The sequence below is a fragment of the Dysgonomonas gadei ATCC BAA-286 genome (genome assembly GCF_000213555.1).
Taxonomy (GTDB): domain Bacteria; phylum Bacteroidota; class Bacteroidia; order Bacteroidales; family Dysgonomonadaceae; genus Dysgonomonas; species Dysgonomonas gadei.
Genome location: NZ_GL891982.1, coordinates 52776 through 70498, shown reverse-complemented (window position 1 = coordinate 70498; position 17723 = coordinate 52776). Strand labels below are relative to the sequence as shown.

Here is a 17723-nt window from a genome sequence, read left to right as displayed (position 1 = left end):
TGATAGTCCGGCTAAAGATGATTCCGTATTATTTTGCCCCACCGGAGCTGCGGTTTTGGGTCGCCGGAGGGATGCAGCCTTGATTTTTCGTTTCGTTTTGCATCAACGCAAAATGAAAAACAAGCCGGATGGCGCGTTAGAAAAAACAGAACGTTTAAATACAACTATTTAATCTCTATAATAAACCGCAGAATGATTTATGATATTTCTTTTTGGTTATCTATACATAGGAATTATATGCTGAAGGTTCTTTGAAATGATTATGCCGGAATTTTATTGTGGTGTTTTGATAACGAAAAAAGTAACAAACAGAAAAGTTAGAAAAACTGTTACATCTGTTACCTTTTAACTATATATTGAAAACAAAGGTTAATTAAATGAGGGGTTCAGTTGATATTTAGTTAAAATTTAATTGCGTCAATGCTTGAGATGTTACTTTCTGAGAGTAATAGTAATGGGTGCTAAGATATAGGCCTTTCATTTATACATTCGAATTTCGGATAAATCAGTTTTTATAAGTATTTTTGTTTGCGAAACTTAAAACTAAAGCAGATTTGAAGCAGCTATAGTTGAAGAGCTTAATGATAAATGTTTTACAATACTTATTTACTAAAAAAACGAGTAATTCTATTTCACAAAAGATATGACAACATTCGATAAAGCGGTTGAATTACTACCAGTAAAAGGCTATCTGAGTATGGAAATACCAAAAGGAATAGACCTGATAGAAGAGATCAACCGTATGCGGAAAGAGAAGAATGCTATTATTCTCGCGCACTACTATCAGACAGGTGATATTCAGGATATAGCCGATTTTCTTGGCGACAGCCTGCAACTGGCACGTGCAGCCGAGAAGACGGATGCCGATATGATTGTTTTCTGTGGTGTTCATTTCATGGCAGAAACAGCTAAAATACTTAATCCGACCAAGAAAGTCGTATTGCCCGATTTACTGGCCGGGTGTTCATTAGCAGATTCCTGTTCGGGCGAAGGCTTAAGGGAGTTAAAAAAGAAGCATCCCGGGGCTATTGTGGTAAGCTATATCAACTGTGATTCGGGAGTAAAAGCCGAAAGTGACATCATAGTAACTTCATCCAATGCCGAACATATTATAAATTCGCTGCCTGAAGAGCAAAAAATAATATTTGCTCCGGATAAGAATCTGGGACGATATATCAATCAGGTGACAGGCCGTAATATGATACTTTGGGATGGTGCCTGCATTGTCCACGAAGCATTTTCTTTGGAACGGATAGCAGAGCAAATGCTGAAACATCCGAAGGCGAAGTTGATAGCACACCCTGAAGCTCAGAAACCTGTATTACAGGTAGCACATTATATCGGTTCTACCGCAAATCTGCTTAATTATGTAGTAAATGATGTGGCAGAGGAATTTATAGTAGCCACCGAAGAAGGTATATTGCATGAAATGCGTAAACGGGCACCCGGAAAAAAACTTATTCCGGCACTTACTATCGATGATAAATGTAATTGCAGTGAATGTCATTTTATGAAACTGAATACAATGGAAAAATTGTATCTGTGTATGAAGTATGAGCTTCCTGAAATCCTGATGGATGAAGAAATACGAATTAAAGCACTGCGTCCGATAAATAAGATGCTGGAACTTTCGAAAGCAATTAAATAGATAATAGGAAATTAAGAATTAAGAATGAAAAATGGCACAGATGCTTAGTAATTCATAATTCTTCATTCATAATTTTTTAATTTATAGAATGATATATACAGATGTTCTGGTAATCGGCTCTGGCATATCCGGACTCTCTTATGCGATGAAAATAGCGCAGCAGAAATCTGATGCTAAAGTTACAGTCATAACCAAATCGGACGATGAGGAGTCTAATACAAAGTATGCCCAGGGTGGTGTAGCTGTTGTAACGGATTTTACAAAAGACAGCTTCGAAAAACATATTGAAGATACCCTGCGTGCCGGAGACGGATTATGCAAGAGAGAAGCTGTGGAAGCAGTGGTAACAGAAGGCCCTGAGCGTATCCGCGAAATAGTGGAGTGGGGGGCTAACTTCGATAAGAATGAGTTTCAGACATACGATCTGGGACGTGAAGGCGGCCATACAGAAAATAGAGTAGTACATTATAAAGATATTACCGGAGCAGAGATAGAAAGAGCTTTATTAAAAGCCATAGAGCGGCTGCCGAATGTGGAACTACTCAATCATCACTATGTGATTGACCTTATTACGGAACATCATATACCCGGCGAATCATTCGATAAATATAACCTGAATTGTTATGGGGCTTACGTCCTCGATCTGAAGACGCAACGCATAAAGAAGATGTCGGCCAAAATAACGCTTATGGCAACAGGTGGTTGCGGGCATGTATACAAGAATACAACCAATCCGATAATCGCTACGGGTGATGGCATAGGTCTGGCGCACAGGGCAAAGGCCAGGATCAGCAATATGCAGTTCATCCAGTTTCATCCTACAGCGTTTTATAGCCTTACTACCGGACAGTTGCCGTTAATTTCGGAAGCTGTAAGAGGATTCGGGGCAAAGCTGTGTACAGCATCGGGAGAACTCTTTATGCACAAATACGATGACCGGGAAGAGCTTGCCTCACGCGATATTGTAGCCCGTGCTATCGATAGCGAAATGAAGTTGCGGGGAGATGATTATGTATGTCTCGATTGCCGTCATCTCGACCAGCGTAAGTTTATGGAACATTTTCCTAATATTTACAAGCAATGTAAAGATGCCGGGCTGGATATGTTCAGAGATTTGATACCTGTTGTCCCGGCCAGTCATTATCTGTGCGGAGGTATAGACGTAGACTTATTCGGACAAAGCACAATTAAAAATATGTTTGCTGTAGGCGAATGTTCCAATACGGGATTGCACGGGGCAAACCGTTTGGCTTCAAATTCCCTGCTCGAGGCATTGGTTTTTGGACATCGTGCAGCCGTAAAAACGCTGGAACGGCTCGGAGAGGACAACTTTAACTATGAACAACTTCATAAAATACCGGAATGGGATCAGGAAGGAATGATGGTAAATGAGGAAATGGTATTACTGAATTATCTGCGCAAAGAACTACAGACATTGATGAGTGACCTTGTGGGCATAGTTCGCAGTAACAGACGCCTAAAGTTGGCAAAACAGAAAGAGGAAGAGATATACAGGTCGGTGAAAGAAATATATAACTTTTCCATATTGTCACCTCAGTTATCAGAACTACGTAATCTGGTAAGTGTCGCCTTTCTGATAATAACCCAAAGTATGGAACAAACAGAAAACAGAGGCACATTTTATAATAAAGATTTGGATAAGAAATGAATAGACCACCTTATGTAACGGATGAAAGACTATATCATTTTATAGATGAAGCTATAAAAGAGGATATCGGTGACGGTGACCACTCTACTTTAGCCAGTGTTCCTGCCGGATTGAAGCAGAGAGCACGACTACTAATCAAGCATGACTGTATTCTGGCCGGAGTAGACCTTGCTCAGGAGATATTTCATTATTATGATAAAACCCTGGAAATAGAAGTATATAAAAATGACGGGGATAGTGTAAAAGAAGGTGATATCGCTTTCGTTGTATCCGGTTCGGCACGTTCTATCCTTACAATGGAACGACTGGTACTCAACTGTATGCAACGCATGAGTGGCATAGCGACTTATACGCACGAAATGGTGGAACTATTGGCCGATACCAATACCCGCATACTCGATACCCGCAAAACATCTCCTATCTTCCGTATGTGCGAAAAATGGGCAGTGTATATCGGCGGGGGAAAGAATCATCGTTACGGGCTTTTTGATATGATAATGCTGAAAGATAATCATAATGATTATGCCGGAAGTATAACCAAAGCCGTGGAAGCTACAGTAAAATATTTGAAAGAGATAGGAAAAGATCTGCAAATAGAAGTGGAGACCCGTAATCTTAAAGAAGTGAAAGAAGCGTTGGCTACAAACGCAGTGGATGTGATTATGCTAGATAATATGTCCCTGTTTGAAATGGCAGCGGCGGTACAGCTCATTGATGGTGCAGTTAAGGTAGAGGCATCGGGCGGAATCACGAAAGAATCAGTGCATGCAATAGCCGAAACGGGTGTGGACTATATCTCTTCGGGAGCGATAATATATGCTGCTCCGAATATTGACCTGAGCCTGAAAGCTTTCTAAGTAACTAATCTCGCTTTATCTTATTGCTGAACTTTTCATTGTTTTGGATCATCATTATGGTTTTGGCTATCCGGTCTATTTTAGTCTGTTCGGTCTTGGCTGAATAGATCCAATTGACGAACGCCTTTTTTTCGCCATCGCTATAGAATTGGAACTTATCCATGACTCCATCCTCGAAATTCATGCACAGAGCTAGTTCTTCGGGAATCATGGTTGGCAGATCATCGTTATAAATAACGATATGTACGGTGTCGCCGGCATGCTTGTCTATCATTCTTCTTAATTGTAAATTAACAGCCATAAATAAATGGCCATTTCCAAGAGGAAGTAAACGGACATCCGAAAACTCGTAATTATCTATCTTTCCCTTTACTTTCAGCATTCCGAAAGATGTTTTAGGCATTGGGATTTCAGGGATTTCAGCGAAAGTCCAGCCTCCTTTTCCTTCAAATTTCTGTAATAAGTAGTTCTTGTCTACCAATGGTTTCAGGGTTTTCATATACTGAAAGATTTATAAAAATAGCTGCGCAGCCTATTTTACACAGCTATTTTCATATTATAATGTAGTTAAGACTATTTCATCGGGATGCATAAATCTACCTTCCAAGGAGTATCAGCATCCTGAGGCTCTTCGGTACAAATACCATAAAGCTCGTAATGATCTCGCATATCATATTCATATCCTTTTTCGTTAAATGCAGCATATGCTTTATTCCAAGCTTCAACATACTCTGACATGGTTAATTCAAATTGCATCACAAAGTATTTACCTCCACTTATCGTATAGTGATGCATACCTTCACCGGGTTCAATCCCTGAAATATCTTCCAGGCAAGCCTCGGAGCGTAGTTCTTCGATCGGTGTATTGGAGGGATCATCATGGTAGACGCCCGCTACTCTCGGAGAAGCTGCCCATAGGTTATTTGCCTCTGCCCATGTTGCGAGTTTTTCAAATGTCTTCTCAATACGGGTATAATCTCCAACATGAGAAAATGCAATCGTTTTGATTGGTTCCAGGTTTTTAATCTCTGTACTGTTAATTTTCATAAGTCTAAATTTTTAACGATTAGTTTTATAATATCTTTTACTTCAATAGGACTAATTACTGTCGTTGTGTCAGCATTTGCCAGAACCCATCTGGCTAAAGGTTCTAGAGAATAAGCCATATAAGTTTGCTCTACTTGTCCGGTCACAAGTTCTTTTTCTTCGGCCAATCCCATAGCGTAACATCTATCTGCATGGTATCTGGCCACTACTTTGCTTGTGTGCAAGACTACTTTTTGAAGATATTGAGAATCTTCACATCCTGGAAGCGATCTCAATGGCGGGTGTTCTTTCGAGTGTCCGTTAGATGTTATTTTTATATTCTCGATACGATCAAACCTGAATACCCGGTATTCCTTTCGTAAGTGACACCAGGCCACAAGATACCAGTTTGGATGTGTATAAGTGATACCGATAGCTTCCAGAGCTCTCAGGCTCTTATTCTCATCTATATCGGAGTAATTGACCTCTACGATTAACTTATCATTAATACTGCTAAGTATTGTTTGTAACAAGTTGGGTAAACTTTCCCGTGTATTTCTACTTTTGTATACAGCTATGGAATCGCCCATATCGTGGAGGTATTTTTTATCGACAGCTCTCAGTGCAGCACGGATTTTATCCATTCCCTGACGAAAGAAGTTGCTGTTCTGGGTATCGGTAAGTTGCTCGATAATTTTTTCTGCGGTAAGAAACGCCATAGCCTCTTCCTTTGTGAACATAAGAGAAGGCAATCTGTAACCTTCAACCAGGGAGTAGCCGACTCCCGAATTACCACAGATAGGTACTCCGGCTTTTGATAAGGTATGCATATCCCGATAAATGGTTCGCAGGCTCACTCCAAAGCGTTCTGCCATTTCAGAAGCCTTGACAACTGGTCGCGATTGTAGCTGTACCAGTAATGCCGATATGCGGTCGAGCCGGTTTAAGTCTTTGTTCACTCTGTTTTATTGTTTAAAAATCCGAATCGATGAGGGCAAATTTCGCGGCATTTAGAGTCTTTTTATCCATTTGGTTTTCTTCCTTTTAGTTATATAGTGCGATGATTGTACTCGTAGTTGCATAAGCAATGTGAATATATAGTAGAGTTGCTCCAGTTCGTTTGTTACTTATTCAAGTATTAATCCCCATAGTACACCGAATTTATCGAGAACTTCAGAATATAGTTTTGAAAAACTTGGATTACAAAGTTCACATTTTATTTGTCCTCCGAAAGATAATTTTGTATAAATATCATTAAGTTGCTGTTCCGTATCACAAAATATTGCAGTTGCATGTCCCAAAGAACCAAAATCAGCTTTCATACTAGGTAAAGTATCTGCCATACCAATCGTGCAACCATTAAAGTTAAGATTGGAGAGGACTATTTTATTTTCGTAGCCAACAGGGGTTTCTTCATCCGGACAGTCTTTATAACGTAGGATATCACTTTTCGTCCCATTAAATACTTCTGCGTAAAAATTTAAAGCTTCTTCTGCATTACCGTTAAATACTAAGTAAGATTTAAGTTTCATATTCTAATGTTTTGGTTTCGACTATTGATGCAAAAATATTATACAAGGTTGACAACAGTATGTCAGTAAGTTTTTAAAAGTTATGAATGATTTCGAAAATCAGGAATCCCATTATACTTTTTTATTCGTGACTTTGGATTGTTGAGGAATTTGTATCAGATATCTGAAGATTGATATGATAAGAGATGTGGATTATTTCCATATCTAAATTTAGTGAAAATTTCTATATAAAAAATAACAAGCAATTATTATAGACTTTCCTGATAAACAACTCTTACGACATCGGGGTTTTATCTTTATAGAGGATTTTAAACAGATAATACTTATGCTTTATGAATAAGATACCTATCCCAATAATCGAATCGGTACTGCGTAAAAAGCCGATTAAAATGCCGGAAGAAATATATAATGCGAGTGGTATTAATATTTTTGGTAAGCGATTGAAATCATTGGTCTTTTCTACTGATCTGGCCATTATTAAGAATAATAATGCAGACGGAGTTATTGCCGTTTATCCTTTTACTCCTCAGATTGCGATCAATCAGGCAATTATAGAAATATCTCCCACACCTGTATTCTGCGGTGTAGGAGGGGGGATTACAGGAGGTCAGCGATCTATCGATATTGCAATTAATGCAGAGTTAAACGGAGCTTATGGCGTAGTACTGAATGCGCCCACCCCCAATAGCCTGATTTCCGAAATGAAGGAGAGACTGGATATTCCTATTGTTATAACAGTGGTATCTGAAAAAGAAGACTTCGAATCGAGAATTGAGGCAGGAGTATCCATATTTAATGTTTCAGGAGGTTCAAATACTGCAAATATTGTTCGTAATATAAGAAAAAAATATCCCGAATTTCCCATAATAGCAACAGGAGGACCCACTCCGGAAAGTATTCTTAGTACAATAGAAGCCGGAGCAAATTTGATAACTTACACGCCGCCCACAACCGGGAAGTTATTCTCTGCGATTATGGATGATTACAGAGAAAGATTGTAGTTAAAAGGAGGGTGCCTCTCCGAACACCCTCTTTATCCTACTCTTTTTATTGAGAAGTATTTCTTATAGACTTATTTCTCGTGATTTTCGGTTTCTGCTTTTACCCATTCGTCATTATTATTGCAGTACCCGCACTTATTACTTTCACCTTCCTTCATAGTTTTTGTAAATCCACAATAAGTGCAGGCATATACGCCGGGGTACTTTATTTGTTTGGTCTTCTTCTCCAGATAATGCGGCCATATCGGTAATCCCGCTTTTATATCCGGAGGATTATAACATAAAATACTTAATTCGCCGGTTGTTTCTAATATGGCACTTTCCACTTGTCCCAAATGAAAAATATGCTGGGTTCGAAGTTCTGAAAAAAATTCATCCATTGCCAATTCTTTATGTTGTAATGATTCTTTCGACGCTTTCCCTTCATGTATAATACAATATGGTTTTCCCTCAAGAATCGTTTCCATTCTTTCCGAATATTCGATCAATTTAGTAATAAGCCAATAGGAAAGAAAAATAATAATAAAAACCACTAAAGCATATACAATGCCGATCTCTTTATAGATCATAGGGTCGCCAGCGGCAGAGCCCAGCGCGATAATGATCAGCAATTCAAATATAGACAGTTGTTTCACAGCACGTTTTCCTATAATGCGTAGGCCTGCAAAAAGGAGAAAGAACATTATTAAAGTACGGAAAGCAATTTCCAGAAGAAAAATAGAATCTTCAGCACCAAATAAAATATCTTGCCAATTCATAATTACTGTCTTTTTAGTCTAACAACTATAATACATCACTTCTAACAATAGAAAATAAAATATTGTTTAATGCTGAACTAAATGGATAAAATTATGACTGAACTAAGATGTGTTCAAGTATGTTCTATATTAGAATAATCAGGCTTATTTTGAATAAATTATCTATGCAACAACCAGAGAGGGCAGACAAAATTATTCAGAAAATATCGTCCGCGAGAATAGCGGATATACTCCATGACCCTCAAAAAACAGCGAAGGCCGTCGCTCTTGTATATATTTCTGATAATCAACAGGGGATAGTTCGAAAAAAACAAGGGAAAACGTTTCGTTATTTTTTGAAAGGAAAAGAAGTGAAAGATAAAGAGGTGTTGGAAAGGATTAAGAAACTGGTTATTCCTCCTGCTTGGGAAGGTGTATGGATCTGCGAGTTGGCAAACGGGCATCTTCAGGCTACAGGTTTTGACTCTAAGAATAGAAAGCAGTACCGGTATCATCCTATATGGGTATCATTAAGAAAACGCAGCAAATACTACCGTATGATACAATTTGCCCATGCTTTACCTCAAATCAGGTTGAATGTGGAAAGGGATCTGGCACTCCGAGGATTGCCACAGGAAAAAGTATTAGCCGCAGTGGTTAGCCTGATGGAACGTACTCATATAAGAGTAGGTAATAGTAGCTATGAAAAACTTTATGGCTCGTTTGGGCTTACAACACTGAAAAACAAACACACAGAGATAAAAGGAAATAAAATAAGGTTTTCTTTTAAAGGTAAAAAAGGTATTTACCACGATATAAGTCTGCGAAATTCGAAATTGGCAAGGATCATTCAACGATGCAAGGAAATCCCAGGCAAAGAGTTGTTTCAGTATTATGATGAGGACGGGAAACGTAAAGCCATTGATTCGGGAATGGTGAATGATTATATAAAAGAAATTGCCGGAGAAGATTTTACCTCGAAAGATTTTCGTACGTGGGGCGGAACAGTAAATGCTTTTCTGGCACTCAGAGAATCGGATTGGAGTGATTCGCAAACAGAGCAAAAGAAAAAAGTGGTAGAGGCTCTGGATAAAGTTGCAGCGCATCTGGGGAATACACGTGCAGTCTGTAAAAAATATTATGTGCATCCACTTATTATAAGCCTCTATGAAAGCGGTTCCCTTCAAGAATATTTTGACCCGCCCTGTAAGGTCGGAGAACCCGATAACCGGACAGCCTTGACAAAAGAAGAGAAAATTATTCTTTCTATTTTGGAAAAAGGATAATCTTCCATATTTACTGCATCTCGTTTAATAATGCAGAAGCTGAAAAATCCCCTTGATATGCTATAAGGGGATTTTCCTAAATGTTAATTGTTATAGATTGTCCAATTAATATTTCAAAGAATCGTTGCTACTTTTATTTATCAGCGTAGAATCTTTTACTTCTACAGGATCACTTGGCGTCTCAACTTTTTTGTTATTGGTACAACTCAAAGAAAAGGCAGCTATAACTACGAGCGAGAGAATTATTATTTTCTTCATAACGTTAATATTTAGTACGATATTATTACTCAGGTAATTCCTCTTTTGGAACTTTTTGTTTAATGATAGTTAGCCAGTCATTTTTCTTTTCACTCCATATTGTATATTGTTCATCATTGAGTACTCCTTTCAAATTGGTATCCAATGTCGAATCAAACTCTTTCACCATGTCATCGGATAATGGCGTGGTAGTGAAGAGAACCATAGTGTAGGCTGTATTATACTTGGCAACAGCCTCTTTCTGATCCTGAGTGAGATCAAGACTCTCTGCCATTGTATTCGTCAGTAGAGTTGCTGCTTCTTTAGCTGCTTCCGTTCGCTTGTCATTTTGGGCGAATGCTGCCATTGAGGATAGTAATATCGTGAAAACTAACACGACACTTTTTCTTAAATCAACTGCTTTCATGATGAATATTTATTTAGTTAATAAAACACTTAATGTCGGCTTATATTTAAAAAACATGTCAAACATCTAAGCTGTTTCAATAAAGATGATTTATTAATTTATATTATAAATCCTGGACAGAATTATACATACCCAGACCATATGGAGTATAAAAGGTTAAGAGATACAGTAAAAATGAAAAATCGCTCTATATTTGTATGTGTGATGATTCACTTTATTTAGCCTGAACAGAATATCTACAAAAGGTCAAGTATGAGTAGTAAGAAAATGAATAGAGTAGGGTCGTGGAAGAATAAATAAACAATAAGAAAAAGTGTAATAGATAAATTTTAAATGAGAAAAATAAATCAAACATCAGATAAAATATTTTTTACGTCAGATCACCACTTTGGGCACGATGGAATTATAAAGTTTGCTAACCGGCCATTTAAGGATATCGAAGAAATGAATGAAACCTTTATCTATAATTGGAACAAGGTTGTTCCATCAGATGGATTAACTTTCGTTTTAGGAGATATCGGTTTTTGTGATAAGAGCAGTATTGTGGATATCTTTACCCGGCTAAATGGTCGCAAAATATTAATAAGGGGAAATCACGACAGCAATTATTCAGAAAATATATTATTATCCATTTTCGACGAAATTCATGACTTACTATATGTCAGAATACAGGATAATATCACATTAAAGTATGTGTATATGGTATTGTGCCATTATCCTCTATTGGACTGGCAAGGTTCATTCAAGGGCTCGTGGCAGCTTTTCGGACATTTACATACAAGAGATCTGATTGAGTTTACCACGCTGAAGACCAGATTGTTTGCTTCACAATATGATGTTGGAGTGGATAATAATAATTTCGAACCAATATCTTTCCATGATCTGAAAGATATAATGAGGGTTCAGTCGGAAAATCAGATGTTTAAGAAAACTAATTACTACTAAAGTCAGGTGTAAACATCCGGGCTATTTCTTTTTAGTATCTTTGACATAATGAATTATTTAACTCACACATAATAGACATACAGATATGACTCCTGTAAAAGATATTGAAAATATAAATGATATTAAGAGAATGGTTAATACATTTTATGGTAAAGTCCGGAAAGATAATTTGATAGGACCTATATTTAATGATAAAATACAAAACCATTGGGATGAACATCTCTCTAAACTACATTCTTTTTGGCAAAGCATTTTGCTCAAGGAACAGACGTATTTCGGATATCCGTTTCCTCCTCATGCGCAACTACCTATCAATAAAACGCATTTCGACAGATGGCTATCTCTTTTTACTGAGACAGTAGACGATTTGTTTTCCGGACCTGTGGCAGATGAAGCTAAGAATAGAGCCTATAGTATCGCCGATATATTTCAAGGAAAACTGGATTACCTTCAAAAAAAGCCCGGAAATAAGTTTCGTAGTACAGAATAAATAGGAAGAACTGTTTTATGTTCAATAACAGGCTATACTAGTTAATATTAACTTCTCCGGTAAAGTATAAAATACATTTTAACTATTTGCTAAGTGATTATTTCATAGCTTTACATCAAAATTGAACATAGTGGAGCAAATTAGTATTAAGATAAAAGCTTTAAACCCTGTAATTAAATCCAAAACGTCTCTCATCATTGAAGAAACTTCAAAATTTGCAGGTATCTCGTTAATTGAACTGAATGATGAAGACCCATACGCTTTCATATTCACTGTTACTGCTGAAGCAGATTATGATATTGCGAAATTAACTGATAATATAAGAGCGTTACTTCGGTTTCATGGTTCTACCATTCTTTCATTAAGTAAAGAATAAGTAAGATGTTAAGGCTTTGATATTATATAGTTTATAGATGTTTTCTCCGCAGGGTTTATTTGAAAGTAAATAGATTTTTCGATATGTTTCCGCCCGGGTATCAGTGCTTTTTCTTATGATCTGCGCTGGTGAAAGGTTGTAATCTCTTTTTACCACACTTTTTCATCATAGATATAATGTTTTGCTAACCTTTCTGAGATGGGATTACTTTTTATTTCCGTTTTCGGTTGAACCCAAAGATATTCTCTCTTTCGTCCCTGATGCCCTTCAATTTGTTTTTTATAAGTTGGGCCGCTATCATACTGAACGTAATTCCATTCCCGCCATAGCCCAATGCATAAAACATTCTGTTTGCCCCCGGCCATGCACCTATATATGGCAGGCCATCGTCGGTAGTACTGAAAGTACCGCACCAGGCCATGTCTGTCTTGAAAGGGATATCAGGAAATAATTTTTTAAATTTCTTTTCAAGGACAGATACTTTCTTTCTCAATAAACTATCTCTTTTTACAGGATCTTTAAACTCTTCGTCTTCTCCCCCTACAATAATACGGTTTTCATTGTCGGTCCGGATGTATATATATGGTTCTTTTGTTTCCCATATAAGGCTCTTTTCATGCCATATATATTTTTCATCTACAGGTTCTGATACCAATGCATAAGTAGAAGTCAGTTTCATGACCTGTTTTGGCAGGAACCTACCTGCTTCAAATCCGGCTGCAATTATTACATACTTGGAGTTTATCTTATATCCGCTGGTTGTTTGTAATACATAACCGGCAGATTTTTTCTTAAATTTGGCAACTTCGGTATTTGTAAAAACCTTTAAGCCGCTTTTATGAATATGGAAATCGATTAAATGAGTAGCTGCCTTATAGGCATCTATCTGTGCAGACTCATTATTTTCAAGTGCACACGGTGCCTGAAAACCATATTTATCATACAATGCTTTTTTATCCAGAAGGGTTACCGGCAATTTATATTTTTTCCTTATTTCATATTCTCTTTCTATAAGTTTCACCCCCTTCCTGTCACTCGCATAAAAAACACTGGGTACCCTTTCAAAATCAGGATTAAAGCCAATACTTTTAAAAACGTTTTCTATGTCTGTTATCGATTGAAGGCAGGATCGGTAAGCCTGTACGGCAAGATACTCATCAATCATTTTCACCATGTCGCACAAAGGTGTATCTATTTCATACTGTAGCAGGGCGGTGCTGGCGGTGGAACTGCCCGTGGTTATGCTTCGTTTATCTACTATTGCGCATTTTATTCCGGCATTGCATAATTCATGAGCAACTAAGGCGCCGGTAATCCCGGCGCCTATAATTATAACATCAGTATTGAAATCCGATTCTAGAGGGTTATAATAGTTGTATAGTGGATTTTTAGCAATCCAATACGGTAAACCCGAATATAAGTCCATAAATATTTAAATTATAATGAGCTAATCTGCTGATCTTTTGAATAATGATATTATCCAGAGTAAAACAACAGCTCCTATGACAGACATTAATAGCACGCCTAATATTCCCCCGGTGGTTATACCTAACAACCCATAAATCCATCCGCCCAAGAAACTCCCGACTAATCCGACTATAAGGTTTATTATCAGGCCAAAGCCCCTGCCTTTCATTATCCATCCGGCTATTGCTCCGGCTGCGATACCAATAATAATGGTCCAAAGAATTCCTAATCCTTCCATAATATTTCAAATTTTAATTATACATCAACTGTTACTATTTTATTAGATCAGTATAAAATTATACCGTATAGTAAAGGTGTTTTTTACTTTTTGGATTCTATTCCGTTATGAAGCAAACAGATTCTCAGAAAATAAACTTATACTATCTCTACTTTTTTCCTTTCTTGTTCGATATTGGTTTAGAGGCAAAGTCTTCCAGTTCCTTTTCAGTCATACTATCTGCTATTTTCTTTATTTCATTACTCACATTTTTGGTTTCTCCCCTTTTATAGGCAAGGGCAGCACCCATCAATCGTCTTTGTTTTTCACTTTTTGCAGGCATAAAATATTTTTTTAATTAGATATTCTATGTATTATAAACAGTGAGTGAAAACTAATTGTTCGTGAGATAGTGTTGTGTATCTTTTCAATACCTTCTTTCGACTCCTTTTACATATTTTGAAAAAGTTTATCTATATAACTAAAGCTGATAGCCTTTAGCTGTTAGCTTATAGCTCTTTGAAATATTGGAATAAGTGAAAAACGAAAAGTGAAGAACGAAAAATTATACGAGATACAAGTTGTTAACTGATATATGTGTAACCTTTGTTACTTTTTGGAAAAACTGTAGGGGCGGTATATCTTGTAACAAAGTTGTCAGATGTGTCAGGTTTTAACTAAACATGGTTAATAAACGTAAACAATATAATAAATTACGAGTTTTGTCGCTTCGCACCGCTAACGACTAGAAGCTATCAGCTAATAGTTGAAATATCTGTTACTTTTGTTACCTTTTAACAAGTAATGCGAATCAGTAGTTGAGATTTAATGTTCAATTCTTTTCAGCTCCACTTCGTTGCGCTTAAACGTTCATTTTGGCATTGCCCAAAACGAACCAAAAGGCTAGCGCTTCGTTCCTCGGCGACCCAAAACCGTTTTGCCGTCTGAATCAAACACACGGGCTATCGCCCCGTTTGATTCTACGCCGCCTGCAACGGATTGGGTACCCCGCCTGCGTCACTAATGCGCAAGGGCTGACGCACGTGGAGCTAAAGCATGAAAAGACTCTGTTCTGTCGCCGCATCGCGATTCCGGCCTCATTCCGCAGGCGGGGCACCCAATCCGTAAAGCGGAGGTGTAGGGCAAAATAGGGTAGCTGCTATACACGGCTGATAATCCGGTAAAAGATGACTCCGTATTATTTTGCCCCACCGCAGCTGCGGTTTTGGGTCGCCAAAGGGATGCAGCCTTGATTTTTTGTTTCGTTTTGCATCAAGGCAAAATGAAAAACAAGACGATAGGCATGTTAAAAAAATTGAACAATTTTATCCTACAATAATTGCTTTAACTACTGATTGGCATAAGTAGTAAGTTTTAAGTAATAAGTCATTGGTATCTGTTTTTGGTAAAAGCTAATTTTTAATTATTCATTCTTAATTATCAATTGTTTTCCGTTACTTTTGTTACCTTTTAATTAGATATTGTTAATTAATGTAAATATTACAGGTGAAAAAGTAATGGAAAAGTGTCAGAAGTGTCAGGTTTTAACACTATATAGTTAATAGATATAAATATGGTTGTAAATTATAAGTAATGACCTGAATTTTGCGCCTTAGCATTTTTGTAAGAGGATACTGTTAACTGAACTGTTGCCGATTTTTAGTAGTTTACCTTAAAAAATTTCATAAATTCTCTCTGTAAATTATTTTTTCATACCTTTGCACAATGACATGTAATTTATTTAAAGCGGATTTGGTTTAGTAAACAATTTGTATTTCTTATACAAATTGTCCTTTCGTTTACTCTCGGATAACTTCTTTTGAGAGTAATTTTTCTATTAATTTATAATTATAGTTTTTAATCTTGCGTACAATGGCAAAAGCATTGTTATGCTTTTCGTGTATGCTATATACATTACGATAATGAGTAACGAAAATATTACTACTATTCACGAATTCGATTTTAATTTTATCTGTGAATTCTTTTTAAATATGAAACGTCAAGGGCCCGGTAGCCCTGAAATAACCCTGAAAGCATTGAACTTTATAGATAATCTTACTGACAAATCCCTAATCGCTGACATTGGTTGCGGAACAGGTGGTCAGACTATGGTGCTGGCTCAGCATATACCGGGACAGATTACAGGTTTCGATCTTTTTCCGCAATTCATAGAGCGTTTCAACAGTAATGCCGGAGATTTGAACCTTCAGAGCCGAGTGAAAGGTATTGTACGTTCAATGGATAATCTTCCTTTCCGGAATGAGGAGTTAGACCTGATCTGGTGTGAAGGAGCCATTTATAATATCGGCTTTGAACGGGGACTGAACGAGTGGCGTAAGTTTCTGAAACAGGGGGGATATATCGCTGTAACAGAAAGCTCCTGGTTTACAGAAAAGCGTCCGGCAGAAATTGAACATTATTGTATGCCGCATTTCCCTGAAATGAGTACGATTTCCAATAAAGTAGGCCAAATACAGACTGCCGGATATATGCCTGTTGCTACCTTTATTTTGCCCGAAACTTGCTGGACAGATCATTATTTTACGCCAATGATCAGAGCACAGAAGATGTTTCTTGATAAATATGCCGGAAATAAGACAGCAGAGGAATTCGTTGAACTTCAACGTTATGATGCCGAGATGTACCGCAAGTATAAGGAATTCTACGGCTATGTATTTTTTATCGCCAAAAAGATATAACAATGATTAATTTAAATACTTATGGTTGGAATGATAGATTATATCAACTAAAACAAGAATCCATACATAAAACCTTGCCTCACGGACGAGTGGCTATTGTACATCGTACCTGTTATGAAGTTATTTCCGAAAACGGACTGTTACAGTGTGAACTGACAGGAAACATGATGTACGGAAAATCTGATTTTGAATTGCCATGTGTAGGTGATTGGGTTATTTTTCAGCCATTTGATGAAAGCAAAGGAATTATTACTGATATGTTCCCCCGTGAACGAATCTTGTATCGCAAGAAAAGTGGGACGGTCGCCGACAAACAAGCTATTGCTTCTTATGTCGATAAGGCATTTATTGTACAAAGCCTCGATGATAATTTCAATGTTCGCAGAGCTGAACGTTTTGTGGCTCAGATATTGGAAGAAAATATCGAACCGGTCTTAGTCCTCAATAAAGCTGATTTAGGTTTCGACGAACAGGAAATAGAGAAATATGTTAAACATATTGCCCGGCAGATATCTGTATTTTTCACAAGTATCCATCACCCGGAAACGATTCTCAGGTTACGGGAATCTATAATAGAAGGTGAGACTGTGGTGTTTGTCGGTTCATCAGGTGTCGGAAAAAGTTCGCTGGTGAATGCACTCTGTGAAAAATCGGTATTGCTCACGTCCGATATAAGCCTGTCTACAGGAAAAGGACGGCATACATCGACTCGCCGGGAAATGCTATTGATGAACGGTTCGGGAGTTTTAATCGATACTCCGGGCGTCCGGGAATTTGGGTTAGCGATCGATGATACTGATTCTTTGGCCGAAATGTTGGATATTTCCGACTATGCAAAATCTTGTCGTTTCAAGGATTGCGAGCATACAGGTGAACCTGGTTGCGCTGTTTTAGAAGCAGTGGATAGCGGTGTGTTAGATCATAAAGTGTATGAGAGCTATCTGAAACTTCGACGGGAAGCATGGCATTTCTCTGCTTCGGAACATGAGAAAAGAAAAAGAAACAGATCTTTTCAAAAACTGATTCATGGTGTAAAGGAAGTGAAAAGACAGCAAGAAGAAAGTGAATGACTTTTTATCTCAACCTGAGATATTAGCTGGATAAAGGAA

Annotated in this window: 20 protein-coding genes; 10 read left to right on the top strand and 10 right to left on the bottom strand. The window is 37.5% G+C overall.

Annotated features, from left to right (window positions below):
* The first annotated feature begins 643 nt into the window (after positions 1–643).
* The 3 genes from nadA (at position 644) to nadC (ending at position 4174) form a co-directional block, all read left to right on the top strand.
* Positions 644–1648: a quinolinate synthase NadA gene (nadA, locus tag HMPREF9455_RS08725; protein ID WP_006799287.1), complete on the top strand. Its 1005-nt coding sequence runs from the start codon at positions 644–646 to the stop codon at positions 1646–1648.
* Between the two features lie 88 nt (positions 1649–1736).
* Positions 1737–3317 carry an L-aspartate oxidase gene (nadB, locus tag HMPREF9455_RS08720; RefSeq protein ID WP_006799286.1) on the top strand — a complete coding sequence of 527 codons (1581 nt, stop codon included), beginning with the start codon at positions 1737–1739 and terminating at the stop codon, positions 3315–3317.
* Entirely contained in the window at positions 3314–4174 is an 861-nt protein-coding gene (gene nadC / locus HMPREF9455_RS08715) for a carboxylating nicotinate-nucleotide diphosphorylase (RefSeq protein WP_006799285.1), read from the top strand. The genes nadB and nadC overlap by 4 nt, the downstream gene beginning before the upstream one ends.
* Before the next feature lie 4 nt (positions 4175–4178).
* Here nadC and HMPREF9455_RS08710 read toward each other — a convergent pair whose 3' ends face one another.
* The 4 genes from HMPREF9455_RS08710 to HMPREF9455_RS08695 form a co-directional block, all read right to left on the bottom strand.
* On the bottom strand, positions 4179–4673 hold the full coding sequence (locus HMPREF9455_RS08710) for a YdeI/OmpD-associated family protein (protein ID WP_006799284.1): 495 nt from the start codon (positions 4671–4673) through the stop codon (positions 4179–4181).
* 74 nt (positions 4674–4747) lie between these two features.
* Positions 4748–5221 (bottom strand): AraC family transcriptional regulator, encoded by a 474-nt coding sequence (locus HMPREF9455_RS08705; RefSeq protein WP_006799283.1) that lies wholly within the window; start codon positions 5219–5221, stop codon positions 4748–4750.
* Positions 5218–6159, bottom strand: a complete 942-nt coding sequence (locus HMPREF9455_RS08700; RefSeq protein ID WP_006799282.1) for a helix-turn-helix transcriptional regulator — start codon at positions 6157–6159, stop codon at positions 5218–5220. The genes HMPREF9455_RS08705 and HMPREF9455_RS08700 overlap by 4 nt, the downstream gene beginning before the upstream one ends.
* A gap of 168 nt (positions 6160–6327) precedes the next feature.
* Positions 6328–6732, bottom strand: a complete 405-nt coding sequence (locus HMPREF9455_RS08695; protein ID WP_006799281.1) for a VOC family protein — start codon at positions 6730–6732, stop codon at positions 6328–6330.
* A 332-nt stretch (positions 6733–7064) separates the two neighbouring features.
* Here HMPREF9455_RS08695 and HMPREF9455_RS08690 point away from each other — a divergent pair, with 332 nt between their 5' ends.
* Entirely contained in the window at positions 7065–7733 is a 669-nt protein-coding gene (locus HMPREF9455_RS08690) for a beta/alpha barrel domain-containing protein (RefSeq protein WP_006799280.1), read from the top strand.
* Positions 7734–7804: 71 nt separating this feature from the next.
* Here the strand turns inward: HMPREF9455_RS08690 and HMPREF9455_RS08685 are convergent, their stop codons facing one another.
* Positions 7805–8491, bottom strand: a complete 687-nt coding sequence (locus HMPREF9455_RS08685) for a YetF domain-containing protein (protein ID WP_006799279.1) — start codon at positions 8489–8491, stop codon at positions 7805–7807.
* Between the two features lie 164 nt (positions 8492–8655).
* On the opposite strand from HMPREF9455_RS08685, the gene HMPREF9455_RS08680 reads away from it, so the two are divergent.
* The gene (locus tag HMPREF9455_RS08680; protein ID WP_006799278.1) at positions 8656–9756 is read left to right on the top strand and encodes a DNA topoisomerase IB; all 1101 of its coding nucleotides are present in this window, start codon (positions 8656–8658) and stop codon (positions 9754–9756) included.
* Between the two features lie 105 nt (positions 9757–9861).
* Here the strand turns inward: HMPREF9455_RS08680 and HMPREF9455_RS21530 are convergent, their stop codons facing one another.
* Positions 9862–10014 carry a hypothetical protein gene (locus HMPREF9455_RS21530; protein ID WP_006799277.1) on the bottom strand — a complete coding sequence of 51 codons (153 nt, stop codon included), beginning with the start codon at positions 10012–10014 and terminating at the stop codon, positions 9862–9864.
* A 25-nt stretch (positions 10015–10039) separates the two neighbouring features.
* On the bottom strand, positions 10040–10420 hold the full coding sequence (locus HMPREF9455_RS08675) for a hypothetical protein (RefSeq protein WP_006799276.1): 381 nt from the start codon (positions 10418–10420) through the stop codon (positions 10040–10042).
* 333 nt (positions 10421–10753) lie between these two features.
* On the opposite strand from HMPREF9455_RS08675, the gene HMPREF9455_RS08670 reads away from it, so the two are divergent.
* The 3 genes from HMPREF9455_RS08670 (at position 10754) to HMPREF9455_RS08660 (ending at position 12231) form a co-directional block, all read left to right on the top strand.
* On the top strand, positions 10754–11365 hold the full coding sequence (locus tag HMPREF9455_RS08670; RefSeq protein ID WP_006799275.1) for a hypothetical protein: 612 nt from the start codon (positions 10754–10756) through the stop codon (positions 11363–11365).
* 85 nt (positions 11366–11450) lie between these two features.
* On the top strand, positions 11451–11855 hold the full coding sequence (locus tag HMPREF9455_RS08665; protein WP_006799274.1) for a group III truncated hemoglobin: 405 nt from the start codon (positions 11451–11453) through the stop codon (positions 11853–11855).
* 130 nt (positions 11856–11985) lie between these two features.
* A complete protein-coding gene (locus tag HMPREF9455_RS08660) occupies positions 11986–12231 on the top strand; it encodes a hypothetical protein (RefSeq protein ID WP_006799273.1) in 246 nt (81 codons plus the stop codon).
* A gap of 211 nt (positions 12232–12442) precedes the next feature.
* Here HMPREF9455_RS08660 and HMPREF9455_RS08655 read toward each other — a convergent pair whose 3' ends face one another.
* From HMPREF9455_RS08655 to HMPREF9455_RS21025, 3 genes are all read right to left on the bottom strand, one after another.
* Positions 12443–13657, bottom strand: a complete 1215-nt coding sequence (locus HMPREF9455_RS08655; protein WP_006799272.1) for an NAD(P)/FAD-dependent oxidoreductase — start codon at positions 13655–13657, stop codon at positions 12443–12445.
* Between the two features lie 21 nt (positions 13658–13678).
* Positions 13679–13936 (bottom strand): GlsB/YeaQ/YmgE family stress response membrane protein, encoded by a 258-nt coding sequence (locus HMPREF9455_RS08650; protein ID WP_006799271.1) that lies wholly within the window; start codon positions 13934–13936, stop codon positions 13679–13681.
* Positions 13937–14084: 148 nt separating this feature from the next.
* Entirely contained in the window at positions 14085–14258 is a 174-nt protein-coding gene (locus HMPREF9455_RS21025; RefSeq protein ID WP_006799270.1) for a DUF3008 family protein, read from the bottom strand.
* Between the two features lie 1546 nt (positions 14259–15804).
* Here HMPREF9455_RS21025 and HMPREF9455_RS08645 point away from each other — a divergent pair.
* Positions 15805–16614, top strand: a complete 810-nt coding sequence (locus tag HMPREF9455_RS08645) for a class I SAM-dependent methyltransferase (protein ID WP_006799269.1) — start codon at positions 15805–15807, stop codon at positions 16612–16614.
* Positions 16615–16616: 2 nt separating this feature from the next.
* Positions 16617–17684, top strand: coding sequence for a ribosome small subunit-dependent GTPase A (gene rsgA / locus HMPREF9455_RS08640; protein WP_006799268.1), 1068 nt, complete (start codon positions 16617–16619; stop codon positions 17682–17684).
* Positions 17685–17723 lie beyond the last annotated feature (39 nt).